19 protein-coding genes are annotated in these 23946 nt (G+C 71.8%); 12 read left to right on the top strand and 7 right to left on the bottom strand.

Translation table 11 applies throughout. The features are described from left to right. Positions 1 to 18 precede the first annotated feature (18 nt). The 5 genes from OP18_RS10185 (at position 19) to OP18_RS10165 (ending at position 4712) form a co-directional block, all read left to right on the top strand. Positions 19 to 453: a hypothetical protein gene (locus tag OP18_RS10185; RefSeq protein WP_063745468.1), complete on the top strand. Its 435-nt coding sequence runs from the start codon at positions 19 to 21 to the stop codon at positions 451 to 453. A gap of 136 nt (positions 454 to 589) precedes the next feature. Beyond that, on the top strand, positions 590 to 2116 hold the full coding sequence (locus OP18_RS10180) for an alkaline phosphatase D family protein (protein ID WP_033358489.1): 1527 nt from the start codon (positions 590 to 592) through the stop codon (positions 2114 to 2116). Between the two features lie 11 nt (positions 2117 to 2127). Beyond that, complete coding sequence (locus OP18_RS10175; protein ID WP_033358488.1) at positions 2128 to 3345, top strand: hypothetical protein; 1218 nt, start codon at positions 2128 to 2130, stop codon at positions 3343 to 3345. A 68-nt stretch (positions 3346 to 3413) separates the two neighbouring features. Further along, positions 3414 to 4097, top strand: coding sequence for a DsbA family oxidoreductase (locus OP18_RS10170; protein ID WP_063745467.1), 684 nt, complete (start codon positions 3414 to 3416; stop codon positions 4095 to 4097). Between the two features lie 138 nt (positions 4098 to 4235). Then, positions 4236 to 4712: a GNAT family N-acetyltransferase gene (locus OP18_RS10165; protein WP_211273484.1), complete on the top strand. Its 477-nt coding sequence runs from the start codon at positions 4236 to 4238 to the stop codon at positions 4710 to 4712. A 398-nt stretch (positions 4713 to 5110) separates the two neighbouring features. On the opposite strand, the gene OP18_RS10160 is transcribed toward OP18_RS10165, so the two are convergent. After that, entirely contained in the window at positions 5111 to 5635 is a 525-nt protein-coding gene (locus OP18_RS10160; protein ID WP_033358487.1) for a hypothetical protein, read from the bottom strand. A gap of 142 nt (positions 5636 to 5777) precedes the next feature. On the opposite strand from OP18_RS10160, the gene OP18_RS10155 reads away from it, so the two are divergent. The 3 genes from OP18_RS10155 to OP18_RS10145 are packed head-to-tail and all read left to right on the top strand — an operon-like array spanning position 5778 to position 8543. Then, positions 5778 to 7160, top strand: coding sequence for a ferredoxin reductase family protein (locus OP18_RS10155; protein WP_033358486.1), 1383 nt, complete (start codon positions 5778 to 5780; stop codon positions 7158 to 7160). Positions 7161 to 7205: 45 nt separating this feature from the next. Further along, positions 7206 to 7787, top strand: a complete 582-nt coding sequence (locus OP18_RS10150; RefSeq protein ID WP_052386474.1) for an FMN-binding protein — start codon at positions 7206 to 7208, stop codon at positions 7785 to 7787. 9 nt (positions 7788 to 7796) lie between these two features. Next, positions 7797 to 8543 carry an FAD:protein FMN transferase gene (locus OP18_RS10145; RefSeq protein ID WP_389250998.1) on the top strand — a complete coding sequence of 249 codons (747 nt, stop codon included), beginning with the start codon at positions 7797 to 7799 and terminating at the stop codon, positions 8541 to 8543. 105 nt (positions 8544 to 8648) lie between these two features. On the opposite strand, the gene OP18_RS10140 is transcribed toward OP18_RS10145, so the two are convergent. The 3 genes from OP18_RS10140 to OP18_RS10130 all read right to left on the bottom strand — a co-directional run bounded on the left by OP18_RS10140 (position 8649) and on the right by OP18_RS10130 (position 11254). Next, entirely contained in the window at positions 8649 to 9008 is a 360-nt protein-coding gene (locus OP18_RS10140) for a DUF1801 domain-containing protein (RefSeq protein WP_033358484.1), read from the bottom strand. A gap of 44 nt (positions 9009 to 9052) precedes the next feature. Continuing rightward, positions 9053 to 10639: a serine/threonine-protein kinase gene (locus OP18_RS52220; protein ID WP_052386473.1), complete on the bottom strand. Its 1587-nt coding sequence runs from the start codon at positions 10637 to 10639 to the stop codon at positions 9053 to 9055. Between the two features lie 90 nt (positions 10640 to 10729). Next, a complete protein-coding gene (locus OP18_RS10130) occupies positions 10730 to 11254 on the bottom strand; it encodes a GNAT family N-acetyltransferase (RefSeq protein ID WP_245635319.1) in 525 nt (174 codons plus the stop codon). Positions 11255 to 11293: 39 nt separating this feature from the next. Here OP18_RS10130 and OP18_RS10125 point away from each other — a divergent pair, with 39 nt between their 5' ends. After that, positions 11294 to 12013 carry a M50 family metallopeptidase gene (locus OP18_RS10125; RefSeq protein WP_211273483.1) on the top strand — a complete coding sequence of 240 codons (720 nt, stop codon included), beginning with the start codon at positions 11294 to 11296 and terminating at the stop codon, positions 12011 to 12013. 615 nt (positions 12014 to 12628) lie between these two features. Here the strand turns inward: OP18_RS10125 and OP18_RS10120 are convergent. After that, on the bottom strand, positions 12629 to 13702 hold the full coding sequence (locus OP18_RS10120) for an LLM class flavin-dependent oxidoreductase (RefSeq protein ID WP_033358482.1): 1074 nt from the start codon (positions 13700 to 13702) through the stop codon (positions 12629 to 12631). A 150-nt stretch (positions 13703 to 13852) separates the two neighbouring features. Between OP18_RS10120 and OP18_RS10115 the strand changes: the two genes are divergently transcribed. Next, complete coding sequence (locus tag OP18_RS10115; RefSeq protein WP_033358481.1) at positions 13853 to 14500, top strand: hypothetical protein; 648 nt, start codon at positions 13853 to 13855, stop codon at positions 14498 to 14500. A 1057-nt stretch (positions 14501 to 15557) separates the two neighbouring features. On the opposite strand, the gene OP18_RS52215 is transcribed toward OP18_RS10115, so the two are convergent. Further along, positions 15558 to 18218 carry a putative bifunctional diguanylate cyclase/phosphodiesterase gene (locus OP18_RS52215; RefSeq protein WP_156089396.1) on the bottom strand — a complete coding sequence of 887 codons (2661 nt, stop codon included), beginning with the start codon at positions 18216 to 18218 and terminating at the stop codon, positions 15558 to 15560. 232 nt (positions 18219 to 18450) lie between these two features. Here OP18_RS52215 and OP18_RS10105 point away from each other — a divergent pair, with 232 nt between their 5' ends. After that, a complete protein-coding gene (locus tag OP18_RS10105) occupies positions 18451 to 19110 on the top strand; it encodes a hypothetical protein (protein ID WP_033358480.1) in 660 nt (219 codons plus the stop codon). 165 nt (positions 19111 to 19275) lie between these two features. After that, entirely contained in the window at positions 19276 to 20112 is an 837-nt protein-coding gene (locus OP18_RS10100) for a DUF5753 domain-containing protein (protein WP_162189765.1), read from the top strand. Here OP18_RS10100 and OP18_RS54415 read toward each other — a convergent pair whose 3' ends face one another. Continuing rightward, entirely contained in the window at positions 20113 to 23799 is a 3687-nt protein-coding gene (locus OP18_RS54415; RefSeq protein ID WP_162189764.1) for a PQQ-dependent sugar dehydrogenase, read from the bottom strand. It abuts the gene before it with no gap. Between the last annotated feature and the right edge of the window lie 147 nt (positions 23800 to 23946).

The raw sequence follows: 23946 nt of genomic DNA, 5'->3' as shown, positions 1-23946 counted from the left end.
CGGCGAACAGTGAAGGGCATGACTCTTCTGTCGACCGGCCGGCCGCCCGTCGCGGTGCGCGCCTCCGCCGGGTTGTGGATCGCCGCCGTGGCGCTCGGTGCCGTCGAGACCGTCGTCGTGGTCGGTTCGGGCCAGGCGGGTGAGCACCCGCTGGCGGGGGTACTGTTCCGGTGCGCCGTGTACGCCGCGGCGATCCTCACCACGCTGCGGATGCGGGCGGGGCGCAGGTGGGCGCGGCTCGCCCTGGCGCTGGTGCTGGGCGTCGTCGGCACCCTGTCGCTCGTCATCGAACCGGTCTCGTGGCTCGCGGACGGCAACTCGCTGAGCGCCGCCACCGACGGCGCGGACCTCACCTGGTGGGCGATCGCCGGGGCCAGGACGCTGCACGTGGCCGCCGTGTGGGCCGCGGTGCCGCTGATGTTCACCACGCGGGCCAACGCGTATTTCCGGTAGCGTCGAACGGCGGTGGCGCCGCACGTCGAACGGCGGTGGCGCCGTACCTCGAACGCCGTGGCGCCGTACGTCGAATGCAGCCCGCGGATAGCTGCAGGACACCGCGCGTTCATTGACAGTGATAAAAGTATGCGGCATGAAGAGGCTCAGCCGCCGCACCTTCGTCCTCAGTGGACTGGCCACCGCAGGGGCCGTCGCACTGCCGTTGACCGCCGCACAGGCCGCCGTCCCGTTCCCGTTCAAGCTCGGGGTCGCCTCCGGTGAACCCGCCGCAGACAGCGTCGTGCTGTGGACCCGGCTCGCCCCGTCGCCGCTGAACGCCGACGGGCAGGGTGGCATGGCGAACGCCGACGTCACCGTCGACTGGCAGGTGTCCACGACCGACACGTTCAGCTCGCTCGTCGCGTCCGGCTCGGTGACCGCCCGGTACGCCGACGCGCACTCCGTCCACGTGGTCGCCGGCGGGCTCGCGCCCGACGCCGAGTACTACTACCGCTTCCGCGCGCAGGGGCACATCTCCCCCGTCGGGCGGACCCGCACGGCGCCCGCGCCGGGCACCGTCGGCCGGGACCTGGTGATGGCGTTCGCGTCGTGCGCGCACTACGAGTCGGGCTACTACACGGCGTACCGCCGCATGGCCGAGGAACGGCCCGACCTGATCCTGCACCTGGGTGACTACATCTACGAGGGCGGCACCGGCACCGGCGGCGTCCGCGCGCACGTCGGCGCCGAGATCGTCTCGCTGGCCGACTACCGGCGGCGGTACGCGCAGTACAAGTCGGACCCGGACCTGCAGGCGGCGCACGCCATCGCGCCCTGGCTGGTGGTGCCCGACGACCACGAGGTCGAGAACAACTACGCCAACATGGTGCGCAACGACAGCAGCCCGGCGCTGACCACCGCGCAGTGGACGGCCCGCCGTACCGCCGCCTACCGCGCCTACTACGAGAACATGCCGCTGCGGCCGAGCCAGGCACCGTCCGGCAACAGCATCCCGCTGTACCGGCGGGTCCGCTGGGGCACCCTGGCCACGTTCCACATGCTCGACACCCGCCAGTTCCGCGACGACCAGGCCTGCGGCGACGGCTGGAAGGTGTGCGCGGACGCGGACTCGGCGACGCGGAGCCTGACCGGCGCAGCGCAGGAGGCGTGGCTGCTCGACGGGCTCGCCCAGCACTACGGCACCTGGGACATCCTCGGCCAGCAGGTGTTCTTCGCCCGGCAGTTCGACGCGAGCGGCGCGGCCAGCATGGACGCCTGGGACGGCTACCGGGCGTCACGGGCCCGTATCCAGCAGGGCTGGATCGACCGGTCGGTGCGCAACCCGCTCGTCCTGACCGGCGACGTACACGCGGCGTGGGCGAACGACCTCAAGGCCGACTACGCCAACAGCGGCTCCGCGACGATCGGCACCGAGCTCGTCTGCACGTCGATCACGTCCGGCGGCAACGGCTCGGCGGCGACCGCGATCCCGAACGTGGCCACGAACCCGCACCTGAAGTTCCACTCCGGGCTGCGCGGCTACGTGCGGACCACGATCAGCCCCGCGCAGGTCAGGGCCGACTTCCGCGCGGTCGCCACGGTGACCGAGCACGGCGCGCCCGCCACCACGCTGAAGTCGTTCGCGATCCTCGACGGCCAGCCCGGCCTTCGGGCCCTGTAGGAGGACCCCGCATGGCAGTCATCACCTCGGCCACGGTCGCCGCGACCGTGACCTCGCTCGCAGCCGCCGCGTCGATGACGTGGACCACCGCCAACAGCGTCGCCACCGGCGACCAGGACACGCCCGCGATCGCCGCCAACCGCGCCGGCCAGGTCGCCGTGGTCTGGGAGGACGACCGGGACAGCGCCACGCCCGAGAACAACAACCACTCCGACGTCTGGCTGCGGCTGTTCACCGACGGCGTCGCCAAGTACGAGCTCAAGCTGTCGGCCGGCGGCACCTCCGGTACCGACTGGAAACACATCAGCCCGGACGTCGGCCTCGACGACAAGGGCAACGCCGTCGTGGTCTGGGCCGAGGACGCGGACGGCAACGGCGTGTTCAACATCTCCTACCGGGTCGTCTCCCCGACCGGCAGCGTCACGGCGTCGGGCCGTGCCAACGCCGACACCGCCGGTGACCAGATCCTGCCGAAGGTCGCCGTCGACCCGGACGGCGCGCCGAGCACCGGCGCGGTCGCGTTCAGCGTCGTGTGGGAGGACGTGCAGGGCAGCACGCACACGGTGAAGGCGGCCGGTTACACCGGGCCGACGACGAAGGCGTACGAGGTGACCGCCTCGCAGACCACCGGCAGCCACCACCGGCCCGACGTCGCCGCCTCCGCGTCCGGCGACGCGCTGGTGGTCTGGGACGAGGACGCCGACGCCAACGGTTTCTTCAATGTCGCGCTCGTACGACTGGCGAAGGCCAACGGCACGGTTAACCTCTCCCGCCGCGCGGCGAACAGCCTCGGCGACGGCCAGCAGCGCCACCCCGCGATCGCGGCGTCGTTCTCGGGGGCGTTCGGGGTCGCGTGGGAGTCCGACCACACGGGCACCGCGGGCGTGTGGACCCGCTCGTTCCTGGCCGACGGCACGCCGCGGCACGCCGAGACGCTCGTGGCCAACGGCGCGCTCGCGCCGTCCATCGGCGTCGACGACCAGGCGAACACGGTCGTCGGCTTCTCGGCCGGCGCCGACGTGTGGGTCCGCGGCTTCAACCCCGACGGCACCGGCACCGGGCGCCTGGCGTCCCAGGTGCTCTCCCAGACGGCGACGGGCCGGCAGGAGCAGCAGGCCGTCGCGGTGTCACCGTGGGGTGAGGTCAGCGTCGCGTACACCGACGACAACGACGGCAACACGTTCGACCAGGTCATCTTCGGGTACGGCGGCAGCAACTCCGACTGGTGACCCCGCTGGGCCTCGGCCTGGATCCCAGCGCGCGCTATTGTTGAACCGTCAACGAGTAAGGAGCGCGCATGATCCAGGTCGAGGTCTGGTCCGACATCGTCTGCCCGTGGTGCTACATCGGCAAGCGCCGCCTGGAGACGGCCCTGTCGCGGTTCGACGGCGAGGTCACCGTCGAGTGGCGCAGCTTCCAGCTCGACCCGTCCACGCCGGTCGGCGACCCGCGCCCGGTCGGCGAGTCACTCGCGGCCCGCAAGGGCCTGTCGGCTGCGCAGGTCAAGGGCATGTTCGCGCACGTCACGCAGATCGCCGCCGAAGAGGGCCTCGCGTACGACTTCGACCGCGCCCGCACCGCCAACACCTTCGACGCGCACCGGCTGCTGCACTTCGCCAAGCCGCACGGGCTGCAGGCGGCCCTGCAGGAGCGGCTGATGCAGGCGTACTTCACCGAGGGCGCCGACATCGGCGACCAGACGGTGCTCGCCGGGCTCGCCGCGGCCGTCGGGCTGGACGAGGTCGCGGCGAAGCAGGCCCTCGCCGACGGCTCCCACGAGGCCGACGTGCGCGCCGACATCGCGACGGCCCGCGCCTACGGCATCTCCGGCGTGCCGTTCTTCGTCTTCAACCAGCGCGTCGGCGTCTCCGGCGCCCAGCCGGCCGAGGTGTTCGACCAGGCCCTGCGGCAGTCGTCGCTGACGATCCTGGGCTCTCCCGCCGCCGATGACGCCTGTACCGACGACTCCTGCACCATCTAGCACGTGCACTTGCGGGTGCGAATGGTAGGACGAACGCCGGAACAGTCAAGTGACACTTGGACGATGCACGTGCACCCCGGACGTGAATGACTGCGCTCAAGACGACACAAACGGCCGCGCCGGTTCTACGCTGCATTCATGAGCGCTGACGTGCTGCACGCCTACCGTATGCAGGTCGCCCGCGGGGTGCGCCGGCTGTCCACCGACGATACCGAGCAGGTGACGATGCTGCTGGAGCAGTTGGGCTATGGGCAGGATGGGACCGACATCGCCGGGCGCATGCGCTCCTGGGTCGACCACCCCGACGGTGGGGCGTTCGTCTGGGACGAGCGCGGACGACTCCTGGGCGTCATCGCCGCGCACATCATCCCGTCGTTCGAGAAGGACGGCTCGTGGCTGCGGATCGTCGCCCTCGCCGTGGCCGACTCGGCCCGCGGCCGCGGGATCGGCACCAGCCTGGTCGCCGCGGCGGAGACGTTCGGCCTGATGCGCGGCTGCCACAGCGTCGAGGTGACCAGCCTGCGCACCCGCGAGGGAGCGCATGCCTTCTACAAGGCGCTCGGCTACCAGGACCGCTCAGACGCCGCGGGCCGCTTCCTGCGCCAACTCCCCTGAGATGTCCGGTTCGAGCGGTATGTGACTTTGTGCAGAGCGGGCGAGTTTAGGGTGCGCGGGGCGGGCTGACCGGGTGGGGTTTGGCCGCTGTTCGCCGGTCCGCGAAGGCGGTTTCCGCGTCACCTGGTCGCAGTCGGGCGCGAGCCTTACTCGCCACCATGTCCCGGGCCGCTCGTTCGTTCATCGGCGCGGATGGTCGCACGACGCGGCTGGACGCCTGTTGTCACGGTTCGCGACCGCCGTGGGCACACCGTAGGACGATCGGATCCCGCCGAGCGCCACCAACCCGCACTGCCGGCATGCCTAACCACTCCTGGCATGCCCGACTGCTCCCGGTATGCCGTACCACCGCAGCGGCCTGATCCGCGGCGCGTCCGCTTCCCCAGCGGCGGAGGGCGTCAGGTGTTCAGCTTGGCGGCGAGCGACCTGGCGACCTCGACGAGCCCCGTGTCCGCCGACGCGGGCAGCTCCCCACCCTCGAGGTTGGCCACCGACAGCACCACGATCAGGTTGCTGACCCGCATCGTGATGATCTGCGGCTGGCCGATCGCCTGGACCCGCTGCCGGATCGCCTGGTCGCCGACGCCGTCGAGCCGCTCCGAGCCGGAGCCGCCGACCACGTCGAGGTAGCGGGACGCGAGCTCCGGCGCGCCGACCGTGCCCTTCTTCGGCACGACGGTGAAGCCGACGTTGAGCTGCGTTTTGCCGTCGCCGGCGGTGCAGTTGTCGCCGTCGGCCTCGACCTTCGCGGCCGGCACGACCGCCGCCACCAACGACGCGTCGAGCACCGCGCAGCCGGGGGCGGCCTTGAACCGCCCCGCGTCGGCGAAGACACCGAGCGTGAGGGCCACGCCGAGCCCGGTCGCGCCGAACGCGGCCACCACCGCGACGACGATCAGGGCAATTCGCCAGTACCGCTGCATCGCGTCATTCTAGGCGGGCGCCTCCCGGTGGCTCGTGCGAGCATCTTGTGCGCAGGTTGAAGTCCGGCTTAAGCCCATGGCCCTTGGCCAGCGGGTTCTGATACGACCAATGGCAGTGGAACCGCATGAGACAAGATCAAGCATGACCGTCCCCCGGCAACAGCGTCAGGCCGGCAGCCTCGCCGCCCCGGCCGCACGACCCGTCGAGCACAACGGCGCCGGACGGTTCCTGCTGCGCACCCTGTTCTGGGGTGGCTTCGCGCTCGCCCTGCTGCCGTGGTGGCTGGGCACGAAGCCCGGCTCGATCGACACGACCGCCGAGATCTTCCAGTCGGCGGGGCGGGTCACGGGCCTCATCGCCGGCTACCTGCTGCTGATGCAGATCATCCTGATGAGCCGGCTGTCCGTCCTCGAGCGCTGGATCGGCGCCCGGCACCTCGGGCTGTGGCACCGCGAGCTCGGCGGCTCGGTGCTGATCACGATCCTCGCCCACGCGGCGCTGATCACGGTCGGTTACGCCTACGCCGACCGGGTCGGCTTCGTCAGCGAGCTCGGCACGATCCTCACCGAGTACGAGGACATGGTCACCGCCTTCCTGGCGGCCGGCATGCTGGTGTGCATCGGCCTGCTGAGCATCCGCGGGTTGCGCCGGGCCCTGCCCTACGAGCTGTGGTACTTCCTGCACCTGACCGCTTACCTGGCGTTGCTGCTCGGCTTCGCGCACCAGTTCTCCAACGGGCAGGAGCTGTTCAAGCCGGGCCTCGGACGGACGCTGTGGACCGTCTTCTACGTCGTCATGATCTGCGCCGTCGCGTGGGGGCGGGTCGTGGCGCCGCTGACGCTGAACCTGCGGCACCGGCTGCGGGTGGCGGACGTGGTCGCCGAGGGCCCCGACATGGTGTCGATCTACATCACCGGCAACCGCCTGCACGACCTGGACGCGCAGGCCGGGCAGTTCTTCCGGTGGCGCTTCCTGTCGCGGGGACTGTGGTGGCAGGCGCACCCCTTCTCGCTGTCCGCCGCGCCGAACGGGCGCTGGCTGCGGCTCACCGTGAAAACGGTCGGCAGCCACACCAACGCGCTGCGTGACCTGCGCCCCGGCGTGCGGATCTTCGTCGAGGGCCCGTGGGGCGACTTCACCGCCAGCCGGCGGGTCAAGTCGCGCACCGTGCTCATCGCGGCCGGCAGCGGCATCGCGCCGATCCGCGCGCTGCTGGAGGAGCTGCCGCCCGGCGCCGTGGTGATCTACCGGGCGTCGGCGGTGCACGACCTGCACCTGCGTGACGAGTTGGAGCACCTCGCGGAGCTGCGGCACGCCACCCTGTGGTTCGTGGTCGGCGACCGGCGCGATCCTGGCCCGCGCCGCCTGTTCACCCCGACCGGCATGCGCGAGCTGGTGCCCGACATCACCGAACGCGACATCTACCTGTGCGGCCCGGACGGGCTGGTCACGCAGTCGCTGCAGGTGCTGCGGCGGCTGCGCGTGCCGCGCCGGCAGATCCACCTCGACCCCTTCGAGTTCTAGAGCTGTGCTCCCGTTGCTGAGAGTTGGTTCTTCGTGAGACGCGCGATGATCGCCCTGTTGGGCACCGCGGCGGGCACGGTCCTGCTGGTGAGTGCCAAGGCCGGTTTCAGCAGCCCCACCGACCGGCCCGTGGACCCGCAGGCCGCCGGCGCGACCGGTCCCGTCCCGAGCGGCTCGGTGCCGCCGCCGTCCAGCGGCCCCGCACCGGCGGGGACGATGCCGCCCGGCAACGGCGGGGCCGGCACCATGACCACCACGGCCGCGCCGCCGGCGGGTGGCGGCACGAAGACCACGAGCGCGCCGAAGCCGACGACCGCCGCGCCGAAGCCGCCGCGCACCACCATGAAGGACGGCACCTTCGGCGGCAACAGCGTCTACGTCGAGTACGGCAACGTCGAGCTCTCGATCGTCGTCTCCGGCGGCAAGATCACCGACATCAAGGTGCTGGACTCGCCGAGCGACCACTCGCGGTCCGTGCAGATCAACAACAGCGCCCTGCCGAAGCTCAAGGCCGAGGCGCTGGCCGCGCAGAGCGCCGACATCGACACCGTCTCGGGGGCCACCTACACCAGTTCGGGCTACAAGCTGTCGCTGCAGTCGGCGATCGATCGCGCGTTGCGGGCCTGACCTGTGCTGGTGCGCGTCGAGCACGTGATGGGGATGGCGGTGAGCCTCGACCTCGCCGACCCGCTGCCGGTGCCTGAGCTGGAACGCCTCGCCGACGAGGTCTTCGACTGGCTGCGGCTGGTCGACACCACCTTCAGCACCTACAAGGCGGACAGTGAGATCAGCCGGCTCGGCCGTGGCGAGCTGCGGCGGGAGGACTGCTCGCCGATGGTGGGTGAGGTCCTCGACCGGTGCGCGGAGCTGTGGGACGAGACGCGGGGCTACTTCGACATCATGGCCGGCGGCGCGCTCGACCCGTCGGGCTACGTCAAGGGTTGGGCGGTGCAGCGGGCCTGCGACCGGCTGCGGCTGCTCGGCTCCGCCCACCACTGCCTGAACGCCGGCGGGGACGTCTTCGTCCGCGGCGCGGCGCCGGGCCGCTCGGCGTGGCGGGTGGGGGTGCGCCATCCGTGGGAGGCGATGTCGTTGGCCTGGGTCCTGGAGGTGACCGACATGGCGGTGGCGACGTCCGGCACGTACGAACGTGGTCTGCATGTCTTCGACCCCTTCACCGGTGAACCTGCCGCCGCTCTGCGCTCGGTGACCGTCGTCGGGCCGGAACTCGGCACGGCGGACGCCTACGCCACGGCGGCCCTCGCGATGGGTGAGGCGGGCATCGACTGGCTGGCCCAGCTGCCCGGCCATGAGTGCGCGGTCGTCACCGATGACGGCCGTGCGTTGCGCTCCGACGGCCTGCCGGTGGCGGTCGACGGCTGACAGTGCGCTCCGACGGCCGGCCGGTGGCGGCCGACGGCTGACAGTGCGCTCCGACGGCCGGCCGGTGGCGGCCGACGGCTGACAGCTGCCGAACGGGCCGGCGGCCTACGGGATGGCCAGGTCCAGATACTCGATCAGGTGCTCGTGGGTCGGCGCGGCGTCGTCGAGGGTGAAGTGCAGGTAGCGCAGCCGCTTGCCGGTGCCGCGCAGCAGCCCGTGCGGGTCGGGCATGCCGGCGCCGTGCTCGAAGCCGACCGACACGCCGTCGGTGCCGGGGAAGATGGCGGCGACATAGCCGCGCTCGGGATGGTGGAAACCCAGCCCGTGCCAGCCGCTGTAGACCCGCTCGGTCAGCTCGGGACGCGCCTCCACGATCACGTCACGCAGGTGGCGGGCGAGCGCGGCGACGTCCGCGCAGTGCTCGGCGAGAAGTTGGTCGAGGCCGGGGGGCTCGATGGCTATCATGCCGACACCTCACCACATGGGTACGACAATTCCGCCGGCTTTTCCTACCAGTCGAACTCGGGGCCGCCGGCCTCTCCTCCGGGCAGGATCGCCCGGTTGGTGTAGACCCATTTCTGCAGCACGAGGTACCGGTGACCACGCGGCGGGGTGGCGTCGAACGGGCCGCAGTCGTGGCTCGGGGCGAAGTCGGTGAACAGCTGCTGCGGGCACACGTGCGGCCCGTCCACGACCGCTCCGGTGTCCGCGTCGACGAGCGAGATCGAGATGTCGGCCTGGATGCCCGGCAGCGCCTGCGCGTGCCCGACCATGCGGACGGCGGCCGCACTGAGCTGATGACAGGGCTGGGCCAGCAGCGGGTGGCCGAGGTCCCAGGTGTACTGGTCCGCGCACTGCCAGCCGCCCCACACGATGGCCTCGACGAGCCCGGCGGACCGCGTCGGCGCGCTCGCGTCCATTCGCGCGCCGCCTTGTGTACGACTGCCGCCCGCCGCCGGCGCCGCGGTCGGTTCCCGCCTCGCCGCCTGGCTGTCCGGGCCGGCCTGGGGCGGGTCCGTGCGCTGGGTCGCGGTCTCGGCGCTCGGCCGGTGCACGACCCGCCAGGCGGGGACGGACACGACGGCGATCGCCGCCAGTACGACCGCCAGAATTGTCATACGTGAGCGCGATGATGTCGGCGGTCGGGGCTTCGGCACCGGCGGGTCGAAGGAGGGCAGCTCATGGATCACGGGTTGGGGCGGCAGCGGCGGGTCACCGGCGGTGCGTTTGGCCACCACGCGCAGCGTGTGCGCCAGTTCCTTCGCCGACGGGCGGCGGCCCGGGCGCTTGTCCATGCAGGCCTGCACGACCCGCCAGACCGGCTCAGGCATGCCCTCCACGGGCTGCGGCGACTCGTCCACGTGCCGGCGAAGGATCGCCCAGGCGGGGCCGCCGGCGTAGGGCGGCCGCCCGGTCACCAGCTCGAAGAGCACCACGCCGAGGGCGTAGACGTCGGCGGACGGTGCGGGCCGCCCGCCGTAGACGGTCTCGGGGGCGATGTAGTTCGCGGTGCCGACGAGCGCGCCCGGCGTGGTCATGCTGGGCGTGTCGAGCACCCGCGCGATGCCGAAGTCGGTGAGCCGGGTGTGCGGCTCGTCGCCGTCGCGGTCGAGCAGGATGTTGTCGGGCTTCAGGTCGCGGTGCACGATGCCGCGCCGGTGCGCCTCCGACAACGCGTCGGCGACCTGGGCGAGCAGCGTCGCGGCCGACGCCGGCGTCAGGGTGCCCTGTTCGTGCAGGTGGTCGCGGAGGCTGCCACCGTCGACGAGATCCATCACCAGGCCGAGCGACGTGCCGACGGTGACCAGGTCACGGACCCGCACGATGTGCGGGTGGCGCAGCATGAGCAGGATCGCGCGCTCCTGGACGAAGCGGTTGACCGCCTTCGGCTCCGCCATGAGGTCCTCGCGCAGCAGCTTGACGGCGACCTCGTCGTCGCCCTGCAGGGCGCGGGCCCGCCACACGGTGCCGGTGCCGCCGCCACCGATCGGCTCGATCAGCTGGTAGGCGTCACCGATGCGGTAACCGGTGAGGTCCTCGCCGAGCGACCGGAGGTGGTCGTCGGTGTCGTCGCGCGCTTCGGAGGGAGTACGCATCGGGGTATTCGTACAGAATGCAAGATGAAGGTCACAACCGTTACCAGGCATTACTCCCCTGTTGGGGGACCTTCCGGGCGGCGCGGACCTTTACAGCTGCCGATACATGATATGGAAGTCGACCAACCCGTGCTTCGTGCTGCGGAACCCGTCGGGGATCGTGCCGACGATGAAGAAGCCGAGCGAGCGCCACAGCCGCAGGGCCACGGTGTTGGTCGAGACGACCGCGTTGAACTGCATCGCGGCGTAGCCGAGCTCGCGGGCCCGGCCGAGGCAGTGCTCGCCGAGCGCGCGGCCCAGGCCGCGTCCCCGCGCGCGGGTCGACACCATGAAGCTGGCGTTGGCGACGTGGTCGCCGAGGCGGCCCTTGTTGGGCCCGACCTTGTAGGTGCCGAGCACCTCACCGTCCTCGACCGCCACCCAGACCTCGAAGGGCGGGGGAAGCAGCCAGTGCGCACGGGCGTCCTGCTCGGTGGACTCGGGGTCGTTGTCGTAGCTCTCACCGGCCGAGACGACCTCGTGCCACACGTCCCAGACGCCGTGCCCGCCACCGTCGTGCTCGCCGCCGCGTTCCCGGCCGTGCCAGTCGGTGTCGACAAAGCGCCTGATCTCCACGCTGTTCATTCAACACGTCAGGTGGCAGGCTCTGCATTCGTGTTCGATGTGTTGAGCGACGCATTCAGCCGCCTGCCCGCACCTCCGCGTGAGGTCGTCATCGCCACGGCCGTGGTGGCGCTGCTGGCGGTCCTGTTACGACCGGCGTGGCGGGTCATGCGCAACTTCATCACCATCGCGCACGAGGGCGGCCACGCCCTGGCGGCGGTGCTGAGCGGGCGGCGGCTCTCCGGGATCCGGCTGCACTCCGACACGTCGGGCCTGACCCTGTCGAAGGGGCGACCCAACGGGCTGGGCATGGTGGTGACCGGCCTGGCGGGGTACATCACGCCGTCGCTGCTCGGGCTCGGCGCGGCCGCGATCCTCGGCGCGGGCCGCATCACGATCCTGCTCTGGCTGCTGCTCATCCTGCTCGCCGCGATGCTCGTCATGATCCGCAACGTCTACGGCGTCGTCTCCGTCGTCGCCGCCGGCGCGATCATCTTCGGGGTCTCGTGGTTCGGCTCGCCGCAGGTGCAGGGCGCGTTCGCGTACGCCTTCTCGTGGTTCATGCTGCTCGGCGGGGTCAGGGCGGTGTTCGAGCTGCAGCAGTCGCGGTTCCGCCGCCAGGCGCCGAACTCCGACGCCGACCAGATCGGGCGGCTGACGCGCGTGCCGGCGATCATCTTCGTCGCGTTCTTCGTGGTCGTGTCGCTCGCCTCGCTGGCGTTCGGCACCCGCCTCATGCTGGGACCGGTGTCAGACCTGATCTCCGGCTGAGCGCCTCGCCGCCACCTGCCGGTCCTCGGCGCGGTCTGACGGGTCTCTGCGCGGTCTGACAGGTCTCTGCGCGGTCTGACGGTTCTCGGCGCTGGGGCTGCTCGACTTCCGTGGGCCGCGAGATGGTCGGGCGGGGCTCGGCGCGGTGGCGCTCGGGACGCGGCCGACCGGTCTGGCTCGTCAGGCGCTGACGCTTCGTCCGCCGCGAGCCGGACCTGACGCTCCTCCGGCCGAACCATGCGCAACCGTCTCAGGGCCGCACCCGGCGTGACGCTCCTTCGACACGAGCCGCACGCGACCGGCCCCTGGCACGAGCCACGACCGTCTCCTGGCACGGGCCGTGCGACCATCCGCAAGCAGGAGCCGCGACAGGCTTCTGGCACGAGCCGCGCGACCATCTCCGGGCCTGAACTCTGCCGGACGCTCTCCGGGCGCGGCGTGGCGGGCGGCGAGTTCCAGGCCGCCGGGAACCCGGCGTGCCCGCTGCCACGCCGGGTCTGGCGACGACCGTACTCGCGCGCTGCCGCAGGTCCTGAGACGACGCGCGCCGGACGCCACCTGGTGCGGGCGCCCTCCAGGGCGAGACGGCGTGCTGGTCCCTGGCTTCCCGTCGCGTCATGCGGGGACCGGGGTCCGGCTCTGGTCGAGCACCGCGGCGCCGACCCGGTGGGCCTCCTCCAGGTGCGGCCAGCCGGAGAGGATGAACTCGTCGACGCCCTCGTACTCGGCCAGGCGGGCCCGGATCTCGGCGGGGCTGCCGACCAGTGCGGTGCCGGCGCCCTCGCGGACCAGGCCGACGCCGGCCCACAGGTTGGGGGCGATGACCAGGCCGTCGGCGGTGCCGCCGTTGAGGGCCGTCATCCTGGCCTGGCCGACGGAGTCCATCCGGGCGAACCTGGCCTGCGCCGCCGCGATCCGCGCCGGGTCCATGCCGCGCAGGAGCCGGTCGGCCTCGGCCCACGCCTGGTCGGCGTCGTCTCGGACGATGACGTGGATCCGCAGGCCGAAGCGCAGGGTCCGGCCGTGCTCGGCCGCCTTGGCACGCATCCGGGCGACCCGCTCCGCGATCGCGGCCGGTGGCTCGCCCCACATCAGGTAGACGTCGGCGTGCCGGGCCGCCACGTCCTCCGCGGCCGGGGACGCGCCACCGAAGTAGATGGGCGGGACGTCGGCGAGCGGGGTACCGAGGCCGCCGCACTCGACGTGGTAGTAGTCGCCGTGGAAGTCGAACCGCTCACCCTTCCACGTGCTGCGCAGGACCTGCAGGTACTCGGCGGTGCGGGCGTAGCGGCCGTCGTGTTCGACGAAGTCGCCGTACGCCCGCTGCTCCTGCTGGTCACCGCCGGTGACGACGTTGAGGGCGAGCCGGCCACCGGAGATCCACTGGAACGCCTGGGCCTGCTGGGCCAGCAGCGTCGGCAGGGTGAACCCAGCCCGGAACGCCACCAGCATGCGCAGCGTGGTCGTGTGCTGTGCGATCGCAGTACACATGACGAGGGGATCCAGGCAGCCCGCGCCGACGGGCGTCAGGACCGACGCGAAACCCGCCTCCTCCGCCGCCCGGGCGACCTCGGACAGGTACGCGACGGTGGGGGCCCGCACGTGCGCGGCGGCACCCGCGGCGACGGTCGCCGCGCCGACCTGATCGCCGTCGCCGGCCGTCGGCAGGAACCAGTGGAACGTCGTCATGGCGCCCACCTTACCTACTTAAACGATGTGTTTCACAGACTGTTGCCGGCGACTGGGAAATGTCGCCCCGATCGATTAGAATGTGTGTACGAAAGTCGCTCTTGAGCTGGGGTTCTTGAGCCGGTTTCGTTGGCTGGGAGGAGAGCGCAAGTGACCGTGTCCACCGTCACCCCGGGGTCCGTTCCGTACGCAACCCTGTTGAGTTTCACGCGCTATGTCGGCCGCACCGGCCCGCGCAAGGCGAGCTTCGTGGGTGGCCTGCGCCGCCAGCGCGAGTCGGGCTCCGGCTTCAACCCGCACGGCCAGCTCGTCAAGGCGCTGAAGGCGGACATCCGGTTCCGGACCGGCGGCACCTACCTCAACGCGGTCGTCGACCAGGTGAACCTGCGGTGGCGCCCGCTGTACGAGTCGGTCGTCCCGGGCGCGCTGCGCTACATCGAGTCCATCGGCGACCTGTCCGAGGTGGAGATCACCCCGACCCGCGACACCCTCGGCATGCTGGGCAGCCTCCCGGTGAAGATCAACCCGCACTTCGGCCTGCGGTATGCGGACGGTCACGGCGAGGCGGTCCGGCTGCACTTCGACGAGGACCCGCCGCAGGAGGAGGCCGCCGTCGCCACCCTGCACCTGATGAGCCGCCACATGGACCTCGTCCTGCCCAACGCCACGCCTGTCCTCGTCGACCTGCGCCGCGGCGACGTTTTGCGGCCCGACCCGGCGCTCAAGCAGGGCGAGATCGAGCGCTGGCTGGCCGGCGAGGCGGCCGCGTTCGCCGCGATGTGGGGCACCACCGCCTGACCGTCCCGACCCGACCTCAGAGCTGACTCCGACACGGCCCACCGGACGCGGACGAGGCGCGCACCCCCTCTGGCGCGCCTCGTCCGCCGGTGTGCCGGGCCCGCTGACCGGCGGGCCCGCTGGTCGGCGCGCCCGTCTGCCGGCGGGGCGTCCGACCAGCGGGCCCGGCCATCGGCAGGACTGTCTATCGTGAGGCCCTGCCGGCAGCAGCCCAGCCGGCAGCAGCCCAGCCGGCAGCAGCCCAGCCGGCAGCAGCGCGGCTGACAGCAGCCCGGCTGGCAGCAGATCCAGTCGGCAGCAGACCAGCCGGCAGCAGCCCAGCCGGCAGCAGCCCAGCCGGCAGCAGTGCGGCTGACAGCAGCCCGGCTGGCAGCAGATCCAGTCGGCAGCAGCCCAGCCGACTGGAGGCCCAACCAGCAGCAGACCAGCCGGCAGCAAGCCCAGCCGACTGGAGGCCCAGCCAGCAGCAGACCAGCTAGTAGCAAGCGGCCAGCGCAAGTCCGCAGCAGGCCAGCCGGCAGGCTCACCCGGCACCAAGCCCGGCCCAGGCAAAGCAGCCCAGGCAAAGCAGCCCAGGCAAAGCAGCCCAGGCAAAGCAGCCCGGACAGAGCCGGCCCGGACAGGGGCCGCTCAGACAGAGGCCGTGCGGACATAAGCCGTGCGGACAGGGCAGCTCGGGCGCGTAGAGCCGCTGGGCGGACTGCCGGCAATGCAGGAGGGCATCTCCCCTTGCGCTCGGTCCGCCAGCGGGTATCTGTCCGTCGTCGGCCGGTGCTCCGCATGGTGTCGCGGCCGGCCCGACGAAAAGGGGGGGCCGAGGCAGCGCCAGGTCCGCCCGCCGCTGGGGCGTCCGCCGAGCGACACATCGCTCGACGCCGCGGCGGTCCGTGTCTTGCCGTCCGCCGTGTGCCGGTCGGGCGACGTCGCCAACCACAGCGGCCGATCACCGCCCTGGCCCAGTCCGGCAACGGCCGTCGTGGCGACCCGCCTCGGGCGCATCCCGGAAGCCTGGGGCTCATCCCGGAAGCCCGGGGCTCATCCCGGAAGCCCGGGGAGCTCAGGTCAGCGACGGTTCAGGGACGCACAGCGGAGCGATCTCCGCTGCCGGCAGCGGCCGGGCGAAGTGGAAGCCCTGTGCCAGGTGGTAGCCGAGCTCCAGCAGCCGCGCCGCCTGTTGGGCTGTCTCGACGCCCTCCGCGACGGCCTCCAGGCGCAGGGCCTGGGCGATCTCGCTGATGGAGGTCGCGATCGCCTCCTGTTCGACGGTGCCGGTGACGCCGTCGACGAAGGACTTGTCGACCTTGAGCACGTCGACGGGGCAGGTGCGCAGCAGGCCGAGCGAGGAGTGGCCGGTGCCGAAGTCGTCGAGGGCGATCTTCACGCCGAGCGTGTGGAGGGCGCGGACGGTGTCGAGGGCGCGGCCGCCGCCGAAGACGGCGGTCTCGGTGATCTCGATGGTGAGGCGGGCGGGGTCGAGGCCGGTCTCGGTGAGGGTGGCGGCGACGGTGGCGACGAAGGAGGGCTCCAGCAGCTGGCGGGCGGAGGCGTTGACGCTGATCTTCCAGGGGGCGCGGGCGCCGAGGGTGCGGGCCCATTCGGCGCCCTGCAGGCAGGCCTGGCGCAGGACCCAGGCGCCGATGGGGACGATGAGGCCGGTGCGTTCGGCGACGGGAATGAAGGTGACGGGTGAGACGAGGCCGCGGGTGGGGTGGCGCCAGCGGACGAGGGCCTCGACGCCGCGGACCTCGCCGCCGGGGAGGCCGACGATGGGCTGGTAGAGCACGTACAGCTCGTCGCGGTCGAGGGCCTGGCTGAGCTCGGCGGCGATCTGGGCGTGCTCGACCGCGTGGGCGTCCAGCTCGGGGCCGTACTCGACCCAGCGGCTCTTGCCGAGCTCCTTCGCCGCGTACATGGCCATGTCGGCGCGGCGGAGCAGGTCGCTGGCGTCGCAGTCGGCGGTGTGCCGGGCCAGGCCGATGCTGGCCTGGATGAGCAGCTCGTAGCCGGCGGCGCGGACGGGGGCGGCGAGGGCGTCGATGAAGGCCTCGGCGATGCGGGCGCTCTCGGCGGCGGTGGCGTCTGGGAGCAGGACGGCGAACTCGTCGCCGCCGAGGCGGGCCACGGTGTCGCCGGGGCGGACGCTGGCCCGCAGGCGCTCGCTGACCTCGACGAGGAGGGCGTCGCCGACGGCGTGGCCGAGGCGGTCGTTGATGGCCTTGAAGTCGTCGAGGTCGACGAGGGCGAGGGCCAGGCCGCAGGCAGAGGTCTGCGCGGCGCGGACGGCCTGGGCGGTGGCGTCGTTGAACAGGGTGCGGTTGGCCAGGCCGGTGAGCGCGTCGTGGGAGGCCTGGTAGCTGAGCTGGTCCTGGTAGCGGCGGGACTCGGTGATGTCGCGGGCGTTGCTGACGATGCCGCGGACGCTGGGGTCGTGCAGGAGGTTGCTGCTGACGACCTCGAACCAGCGCCAGTCGCCGTCGGCGTGGCGCAGCCGCAGCTGGACGGTGGCGGTGCCGGCGGGGGCGGGGCGCTGGCGGCGGACCTCGGCGAGGTCGTCGGGGTGCATGCGGCCGTCGATGGTGTCGCCGAGGAGCTGCTCGGCGGGCAGGCCGAGGAAGCGCAGGAGGCTGGGGCTGGCGTACGTGAACCGGCCCGCGGCGTCGGTGATGGCGAAGATGTCCGCGGAGTTCTGCACGAGGGAGCGGAAGCGGCGCTCGTGGCGGCGCAGCTCCAGCATGCTGGCGTCGACGCGGGCCAGGAGGGTGGTGTTCTCGTAGAAGGACACCAGCTGGCGGGCGACGACGAGCAGGGTGAGCACCACGGAGCCGCCGACGAGGATGCGGGTTTCGCGCTGGTCGGGGCTGATGCCGGCCAGGACGAAGCCGTCGGCGACGATCACCGCCAGGTACGGCAGCAGGCTGAAGGGCCGGGCCGGGGTGCGCGGGCCGGTGGGTGAGGCCGGCGCGGCGTGGCGCTGTACGAGGGCGGCGAGCACGATGCCGACGCCGCAGACCGGGACCGACAGGTGGCAGTCGTTGAGGTACGGCCGCGACTCCAGCAACGGCGCGACGGCGCCGAGGGCGGCGCCGCCGAGGACGGTGCCGCCGAGGACCCACAGCGCGGCGCGGTCGATGCCGCCGGTGCCGGCCAGCGCGACCTTGGCCACCGCGAGCAGGCCGGCGAAGAGCAGGACGACCACGCCGAAGATGGCCCACGCGGTGCCGGTCACCCGGGCCAGCTCGACGGAGCCCCGGGCGGCGAAGAACCAGGTCATGAGGCTGACGGCGCAGACGACGACGGCCAGGTCGAGCCCGAAGGTGATCAGGCGCCGGCGTACCGGCAGCCGCAGCAGTGCCCACACGAGGACGAGCACGGCGCCCAGGTACAGGGTCATGGTGACGCCGCTGGAGCGCTGGGTCGGCGCGCCGGGCCCCACGAGGGAGTCCACCGCGCTGCTGAGGATGCCGCCGAGCAGCATGAGCATGACGACGCCGAGGTGGCGCCAGAAGCGGGCGGCGGCGCCCGTACCGGTGGCCCGGCCGGTGCGGAAGCACTCCGCGGCGGCGAGGCCGGCGCTGATCGGCGCCGGGACCCAGCCGATCGCCGGGTGGACGATCACGTGCGGCAACTGGGCGACCAGCCAGCCGGCGCTGAGCACGGCGAGCACCAGCGCAGCACCCAGCGCCGGGTGCGACCGCACCGCACGTACATCGACCGACATCGACAGAGCCCTCCACCCGCCCGGACGTGCTGGTCATTCGGCGGACCGGCGCCAGATGTGAGAGGTTCCAGAAAAATGTCGGTTTTGCGCGATCCCCCAGATATCGCAAACCCACCTTGATCAGGCAGTAGCCACACGGTCACACATCGACGGTTCCCAGTGCTAGGTTGACCGCAGCGTGCTTCCTCATCCTTGCGCTGCGTAGCGGCCTCGCCGACGAGAAGGGAACTCGATGACCGAGGGCCGGCACCACAGGCGTCGCGACGACGACCACACGGAGGACGGGATCTACTTCCCGCCGCCGCGTGAGGTGCCACGCTCCCGGACAGCGCCGCAGCTCCGGCCGGTCGACCCCTCCCCCTGGGCACCGACCGCGCCGGACCGGCCGGCACCGCAGATCCCACCGGCCCCTCCACCGGCGGCGTCGCCGGCCCCGCGCCAGTCACCACCCCGGCAGCCGGGCGGTGACCCGCATCCCCCGGAGGCACCGGTCTACTACGCGCGCGCCGCCGACTGGACCGTCCGCCCCTCCCCCTGGGCGACCGTCGAGGACGACGAGTTCGCGGATGACGGCACGTATGCACCGGCGGAGGCACAGCCCCCACCTCCGCCGGTGCAGCCCCAACACCTCGGCGGCAGCGCCGCCGTCGCCACCCGCAGCGCCCCCGAGGCCGCCCCGAGGATCCCCGAGCCTGCCCTGCGGATTCCCGAGCCCGCCCCGAGGATCCCGGCGCCCCGCCCGACGACCCGCCCGACAACCCCGGCGCCCGCGCCGAGCACGCCGGTGAGCAGCACGACCGCCTGGTGGATCGCCGCCGGCGTGATCGTGGTGGCCCTCGCCGTCGCGGCCGGCATCCTCGTCGGGCTCAACCTCGCCCAACGCGGCGGCTAGCACCGACCCCGAAAAGCCCCGAAACCGCCCAGCGCGATGGCCGAGATCTTCCTGGCGGCGCACGCGCCAAGCGGACATCCCCAGGCGGAAATCACCAGGTGCATTCGCCGCGAATCGGGTAGAGACGCCGCGTTGCCATCTGGACGCGATTTGGGGGAAGAGTCCATGAGTGGACCGATCGTGGGCAAGCGTCGCCTTCGGGCCGAGTTGCGGCGGCTCCGGCGGGAACGTGAACTGACCCAGGACCTGGTGGCCGCCGAAATGGAGTGGTCACTGTCGAAGCTGATCCGGATCGAGAACGGCACCGTCGCCATCTCGGTCAGCGACCTGCGCAGCCTTCTGGCGTACTACCGGCTGCATGACACCCAGCTGGTCGACGACCTGCTGGAGCTGGCCCGGGCGGCGAAGCGGCGGATGTGGTGGGACGAGTACCGCGCCGTCCTGCCGGGCCCGCTGCTGAGCTACGTGGGCTTCGAGGCGGAGGCGGTGTTCGTCGGCACCTTCGAGCCGATGCAGTTCCCCGAGCTGATGCAGACCCGCCGGTACTCGAGCGCGACGACCGCCGAGCACAAGGCCGGCGACCATGAGCAGCGCGTCGAGTTCCGGCTGCGCCGGCAGAGCGAGCTGTTCGAGCGGGAGGCGCCGTCGCGCTTCCAGGCGCTGATCGACGAGTCGGTGCTGCGCCGGCTGCCGCTGCACGACGACGAGGCGGTGCTGGTCGACCAGATCGAGCACGCGGTCGAGTTCGCGCAGCGCCCGTACGCCGACGTCCGCATCGTGCCGTTCAACGCCGGGTACCACATCGGCTGGGAGGGCGCCTTCACGGTGCTCGAGTTCGGCGCCGACGACGGCATGCTGCACAAGGGTGGGCAGCTGCTGGAGGAGCCGGAGCTGATCACCACGCACACCGAGGGGCTGCGCGCGCTGGCCAGGATGGCCCTGCCGCATGAGGCCTCGATCGACCTCATGCGGCAGGTGGCCGCGGAGCTGAAACGGGGATGATCAGGCCGGCGGGTGGAAGAGCACCCCGTTGCCGCTGACCAGCACCGGCTGGTTGTTGGCGTACTGGTAGGCGACGGTCCCGGCGGCGTTCTCGATCCCGACGGTGGCGTTGCTGCCCTGCTCGAAGGCGTTGTCGAGGTCCTTGTACGCGAACGCGATGTCGCCGTTCTCGTAGAAGACCGCCTCGAACGTGAGGCGCCGCGACGTGTTGCCGTAGAGGAACACGTTGCGCCACTCGATGACGTAGGCCCGGTTCGGCGCCGCACCGGTGGTCGCGGTGCGGACGCTGGACTGGCCGTCCACGACGAGGTCCGACCAGAACGGGTAGACCGTCGCGTTCGGGGCGAGCGTGGTCGGCAGCGTCGTGTGGTCGGCGGTGGCCGCGCCGGGGTTGACGAAGCTCGCCTTGCCGTTGGTGTCGACCCAGACCGAGGTGTAGGACGTGCCGTACAGCTTGACCGGGAACGGCGTGGTCAGCTGCACGATGCCGTCGTCGCCGGTGAGCGTCAGCGGCGTGTCGGCGTCGATGAACGCCCTGGGCCCGTCGGCGCAGGTGTAGCCGAACGCGTCGGCGCCCTGGGTCAGCGCCAGGTTGACGGTGGTGCTGCCGGCCACGACGTTCACCGGGGCCGAGGCACCGCCGCCGCCGCACTGCCCGCCCGAGCCGAGCGCGGCGGTCACCGTGTACGTCCCGGCGGGCACGCCGGTGAACGTGTAGGTGCCGTTGGCCGCGGTGGTCTTCGTGGTCCCGCCCGGGGTGAGCGTCACCGTCGCGCCGGCCACCGGCGTGCCGGTGCCCTGGTTGGTCACGGTGCCGGTGACGGTGCCGGTCACGGGTGGCGGGTCGGCGGCGCCGCCGGGCGACTTGAACAGCACGCCCATGCCGTTCTGCAGCGCCGAGGTGTTGTTGGAGAACTGGATGCCGACGGTGCCGTTGGCGTTCTCGATGCCGACCGTCGCCGACGCCCCGGCCTCGGCGGTGTTGTCGATGCCGGAGTAGTTGGTGACGACGTCGCCGTTCTCGTACAGGATCGCCTCGGCGTTGATCCGCCGTGACGTGTACCCGTACTGGTAGGCGTTGCGCCATTCGACCACGAACTGCCGGTTGGGCGCCGAGCCGACCACCGCGGTGCGGACGCTGGCCGAGCCGTCCACGACCAGGTCGGACCAGTACGCGTAGACCGAGGCGTTCGGCGTGGCCGCCGACGGGATGGCGCCGTGCGTGGTGCCGGAGGTGCCCTGGTTGGCGAAGCTCAGCCGGCCGTTGGTGTCGATCCAGGCGGAGTTGTAGGTCGTGCCGTAGAACTTGAAACCGAACGGCAGCGGGATCTGGCTCATGTTGTCGTCGCCGGTGAGCGGCAGCACGGTGCCGTCGGCCGGGACGAACGCCCGCGGCGCCGCCGAGCAGACGTAGCCGTAGGGGTCCTTGCACGACGACGTGTAGCTCGCGGTGTACGTGGTGTCGGTCGCCGGCGCGGTGATGACGTGCGTCTGGGCGCCGCCGTCGGACCAGCTGCCGAACGCGTGCGGCACGTTGTTGTACAGCTGCGGCGTCTGCGCGCTGACCGTGTTGGTCGAGCCCTGGATGACGGTGCGGGTGAACGGCGCCGTCTGGGTCGTCGGGCCGACCGTCAGGTTGAGCCCGGCGGGGTTGCTGACGAACGTCAGGTCGACCGTCCTGGGCTGCAGGTTGACCGTGGTGGTGCTGGTCAGCCCGCCCGAGTCGGTCGCCGTCATCCGGAGCTCCAGATACGACGGGTACTCGTGGTCGGGCGCGGTGAGCGTCCCGCCGGCCACCCCGTTGAGCGTCTGCATCGGGTGCTCGTGGCACACGCCGGGCGAGGAGCAGTGGTGCAGGATGATCGTCCAGTTGAGCGCCGACGCGGGCAGGGTCCCCTGCTGCGGGTCGCTGGCGTGGCCGGTGAAGCTGATCGTGTTGCCGACCGCCCAGGTGTAGCTGGCCGCCGGGGTGTCGATGACCGCGGTCGGCGCGTCGTTGCCTGCGGTGATCGTCACCGTCTTGTCGTTGGTGACGCCGAGCGTGTCGGTGACCCGCAGCCTGGCCGTGTAGGTGCCGGGCGTGGTGTACGTGTAGCCGGCGGTGACGCCGTTCGCGTCGAACGTGCCGTTGTTGGTGAAGTCCCACTGGTACGTGAGCAGGCCCTGGTCGGCGGGGTCGGCGTCGGAGGACGTCGAGGCGTCGAAGGTCACCGCGAGCGGGGTGCCGCCGGAGGTGCGGTTGGTGGTGAAGGACGCGACCGGCGGCTGGTTGCCGGCGTAGTACCGGATCCGGCGCACCGTGCCGCCGAGGTCCACGTAGTACAGCTCGTTGCCGGGGCCGATGGCCAGGTCGACCGGGTTCGCGGCGCCGGCGGCGAACGTGATGATGTTCGACGTGGACGGCAGGCCGCCGGCGCTGGCGGGCATCATGGCCCAGATGCAGTCGCGGCTGTAGTCGGAGAAGAACAGCGCGCCCTGGTAGGCGGCCGGGTAGGGGCCGCTGTTCGGGTAGAACGCGACGCCGGAGGACGAGGAGCTGCCGCTGGGGCAGGTCTCGCCGGCGACGACCTTCGCGTTGTGGTTCCAGGAGAAGTACGGCTGGACGTTCGGCACCGACGGGGTGGCGCCGTACATCGGCTCGCACAGGTTGAGGTTGGCGCCGTCGTAGCCGCCCTGGACGTTCGGGCCCTCGATGCACGGCCAGCCGTAGTTGCCGATGGTGCTGGCGACCGGGTTCTGCACCCGGTTGATCTCCTCGAAGGTGGTCCAGCCGACCTCGCCGCTCCACAGCTCGTTGGTGCCGGGGCGGGTGGTGAACCGGAACGGGTTGCGCATGCCGTAGGCGACGATCCGGCGGGCGTTGGCGTCGGCCGAGGCGTAGTTCGGGTTGGTCGGCAGCGCGGCGCCGGTCGTCGGGTCGATCCGGATGATGGTGCCGTTGAGCTGCGTCGCGTCGGCGGCGGTACGGATGTCCTGCGCGCGCAGCGCGCCGCCCTCGGCGGTGGGCGCGGTCAGGGCGGTGCCGGCCGGCGACGGCGGGTCACCGCACGGGTTGGCCGGGCTGCCGAACTGGCCGTAGTCGGTGGCGCTGAAGCTGGCGCCGTCGCCGGAGGAGGCGTAGAGCGCGCCGTCGGCGCCGAAGCGCAGGTCGCCGACCGAGTGGCTGGGGAACTGCTGGCACCAGTCGGTGATCAGCACCTGCTCGGTGCCGGTCATCTGGTTGCCGCTGGCCTGCAGCCGCGACAGCCGGCCGGTGACGACGCAGTTGCCGTTGTTGGCGTCGGGGCAGACGTCGTTCCACTTCGGTGCGGTGCCGCCCGGCAGCGCGTCGTAGGAGTACAGGACGTAGACCCACGGGTTGGTCGGGAAGCCCGGCGCCAGGGCGAGGCCGAGCAGGCCGCGGTCCCACTGGTCGTGGACCTTGGTGCGCAGGTCGGCGAAGACGTCCGGGGTGGTGTCCGAGAGGCTGTCGTAGACCTTGATCAGGCCGCTCTTCTCGGCGATGAAGACCCGGCCGTCGGGGGAGAACTCGATGTTGGTCGGGTTCGTCAGCCCGCCGTAGACGACCTGCTCCTGGAAGCCGGTCGGCAGGGTCGACGCGACGGCCTCCGGCGCGCTGGTCAGGGGCACGAGCCCGCCGGCGGCGAGCAGGGCGGCGAGTATGGCGCGCACGGTACGTCGACGCATCGACATGAACCGTCCTCTCCTGGTGGGGGGATCAGAGAGGCGGGAGTCCCGCTGAAATTGCGCCAGCTTACCGGCCGGTACGACGCGAGGAACTGTCGCGTTGCCGACGGCGGGGCGCGTCACTCACCGCGAATCAGGCGAGTCCGG

Source organism: Dactylosporangium aurantiacum, assembly GCF_000716715.1.
Lineage (GTDB): Bacteria > Actinomycetota > Actinomycetes > Mycobacteriales > Micromonosporaceae > Dactylosporangium > Dactylosporangium aurantiacum.
The sequence above is the reverse complement of the archived record's forward strand: the minus strand, read 5'-3'. Positions and strand labels throughout refer to the sequence as shown.

Bases quoted from the DNA above. Each gene is read 5' to 3' on its own strand.
- OP18_RS10160 (WP_033358487.1), bottom strand. From the start codon at position 5,635: ATGCAGCGGTACTGGCGAATTGCCCTGATCGTCGTCGCGGTGGTGGCC.
- OP18_RS52220 (WP_052386473.1), bottom strand. From the start codon at position 10,639: ATGCGTACTCCCTCCGAAGCGCGCGACGACACCGACGACCACCTCCGG.
- OP18_RS52215 (WP_156089396.1), bottom strand. From the start codon at position 18,218: ATGTCGGTCGATGTACGTGCGGTGCGGTCGCACCCGGCGCTGGGTGCT.
- OP18_RS10165 (WP_211273484.1), top strand. From the start codon at position 4,236: ATGAGCGCTGACGTGCTGCACGCCTACCGTATGCAGGTCGCCCGCGGG.
- OP18_RS54415 (WP_162189764.1), bottom strand. From the start codon at position 23,799: ATGCGTCGACGTACCGTGCGCGCCATACTCGCCGCCCTGCTCGCCGCC.
- OP18_RS10180 (WP_033358489.1), top strand. From the start codon at position 590: ATGAAGAGGCTCAGCCGCCGCACCTTCGTCCTCAGTGGACTGGCCACC.
- OP18_RS10140 (WP_033358484.1), bottom strand. From the start codon at position 9,008: ATGATAGCCATCGAGCCCCCCGGCCTCGACCAACTTCTCGCCGAGCAC.
- OP18_RS10105 (WP_033358480.1), top strand. From the start codon at position 18,451: ATGACCGAGGGCCGGCACCACAGGCGTCGCGACGACGACCACACGGAG.
- OP18_RS10150 (WP_052386474.1), top strand. From the start codon at position 7,206: ATGATCGCCCTGTTGGGCACCGCGGCGGGCACGGTCCTGCTGGTGAGT.
- OP18_RS10175 (WP_033358488.1), top strand. From the start codon at position 2,128: ATGGCAGTCATCACCTCGGCCACGGTCGCCGCGACCGTGACCTCGCTC.
- OP18_RS10100 (WP_162189765.1), top strand. From the start codon at position 19,276: ATGAGTGGACCGATCGTGGGCAAGCGTCGCCTTCGGGCCGAGTTGCGG.
- OP18_RS10170 (WP_063745467.1), top strand. From the start codon at position 3,414: ATGATCCAGGTCGAGGTCTGGTCCGACATCGTCTGCCCGTGGTGCTAC.
- OP18_RS10120 (WP_033358482.1), bottom strand. From the start codon at position 13,702: ATGACGACGTTCCACTGGTTCCTGCCGACGGCCGGCGACGGCGATCAG.
- OP18_RS10185 (WP_063745468.1), top strand. From the start codon at position 19: ATGACTCTTCTGTCGACCGGCCGGCCGCCCGTCGCGGTGCGCGCCTCC.
- OP18_RS10155 (WP_033358486.1), top strand. From the start codon at position 5,778: ATGACCGTCCCCCGGCAACAGCGTCAGGCCGGCAGCCTCGCCGCCCCG.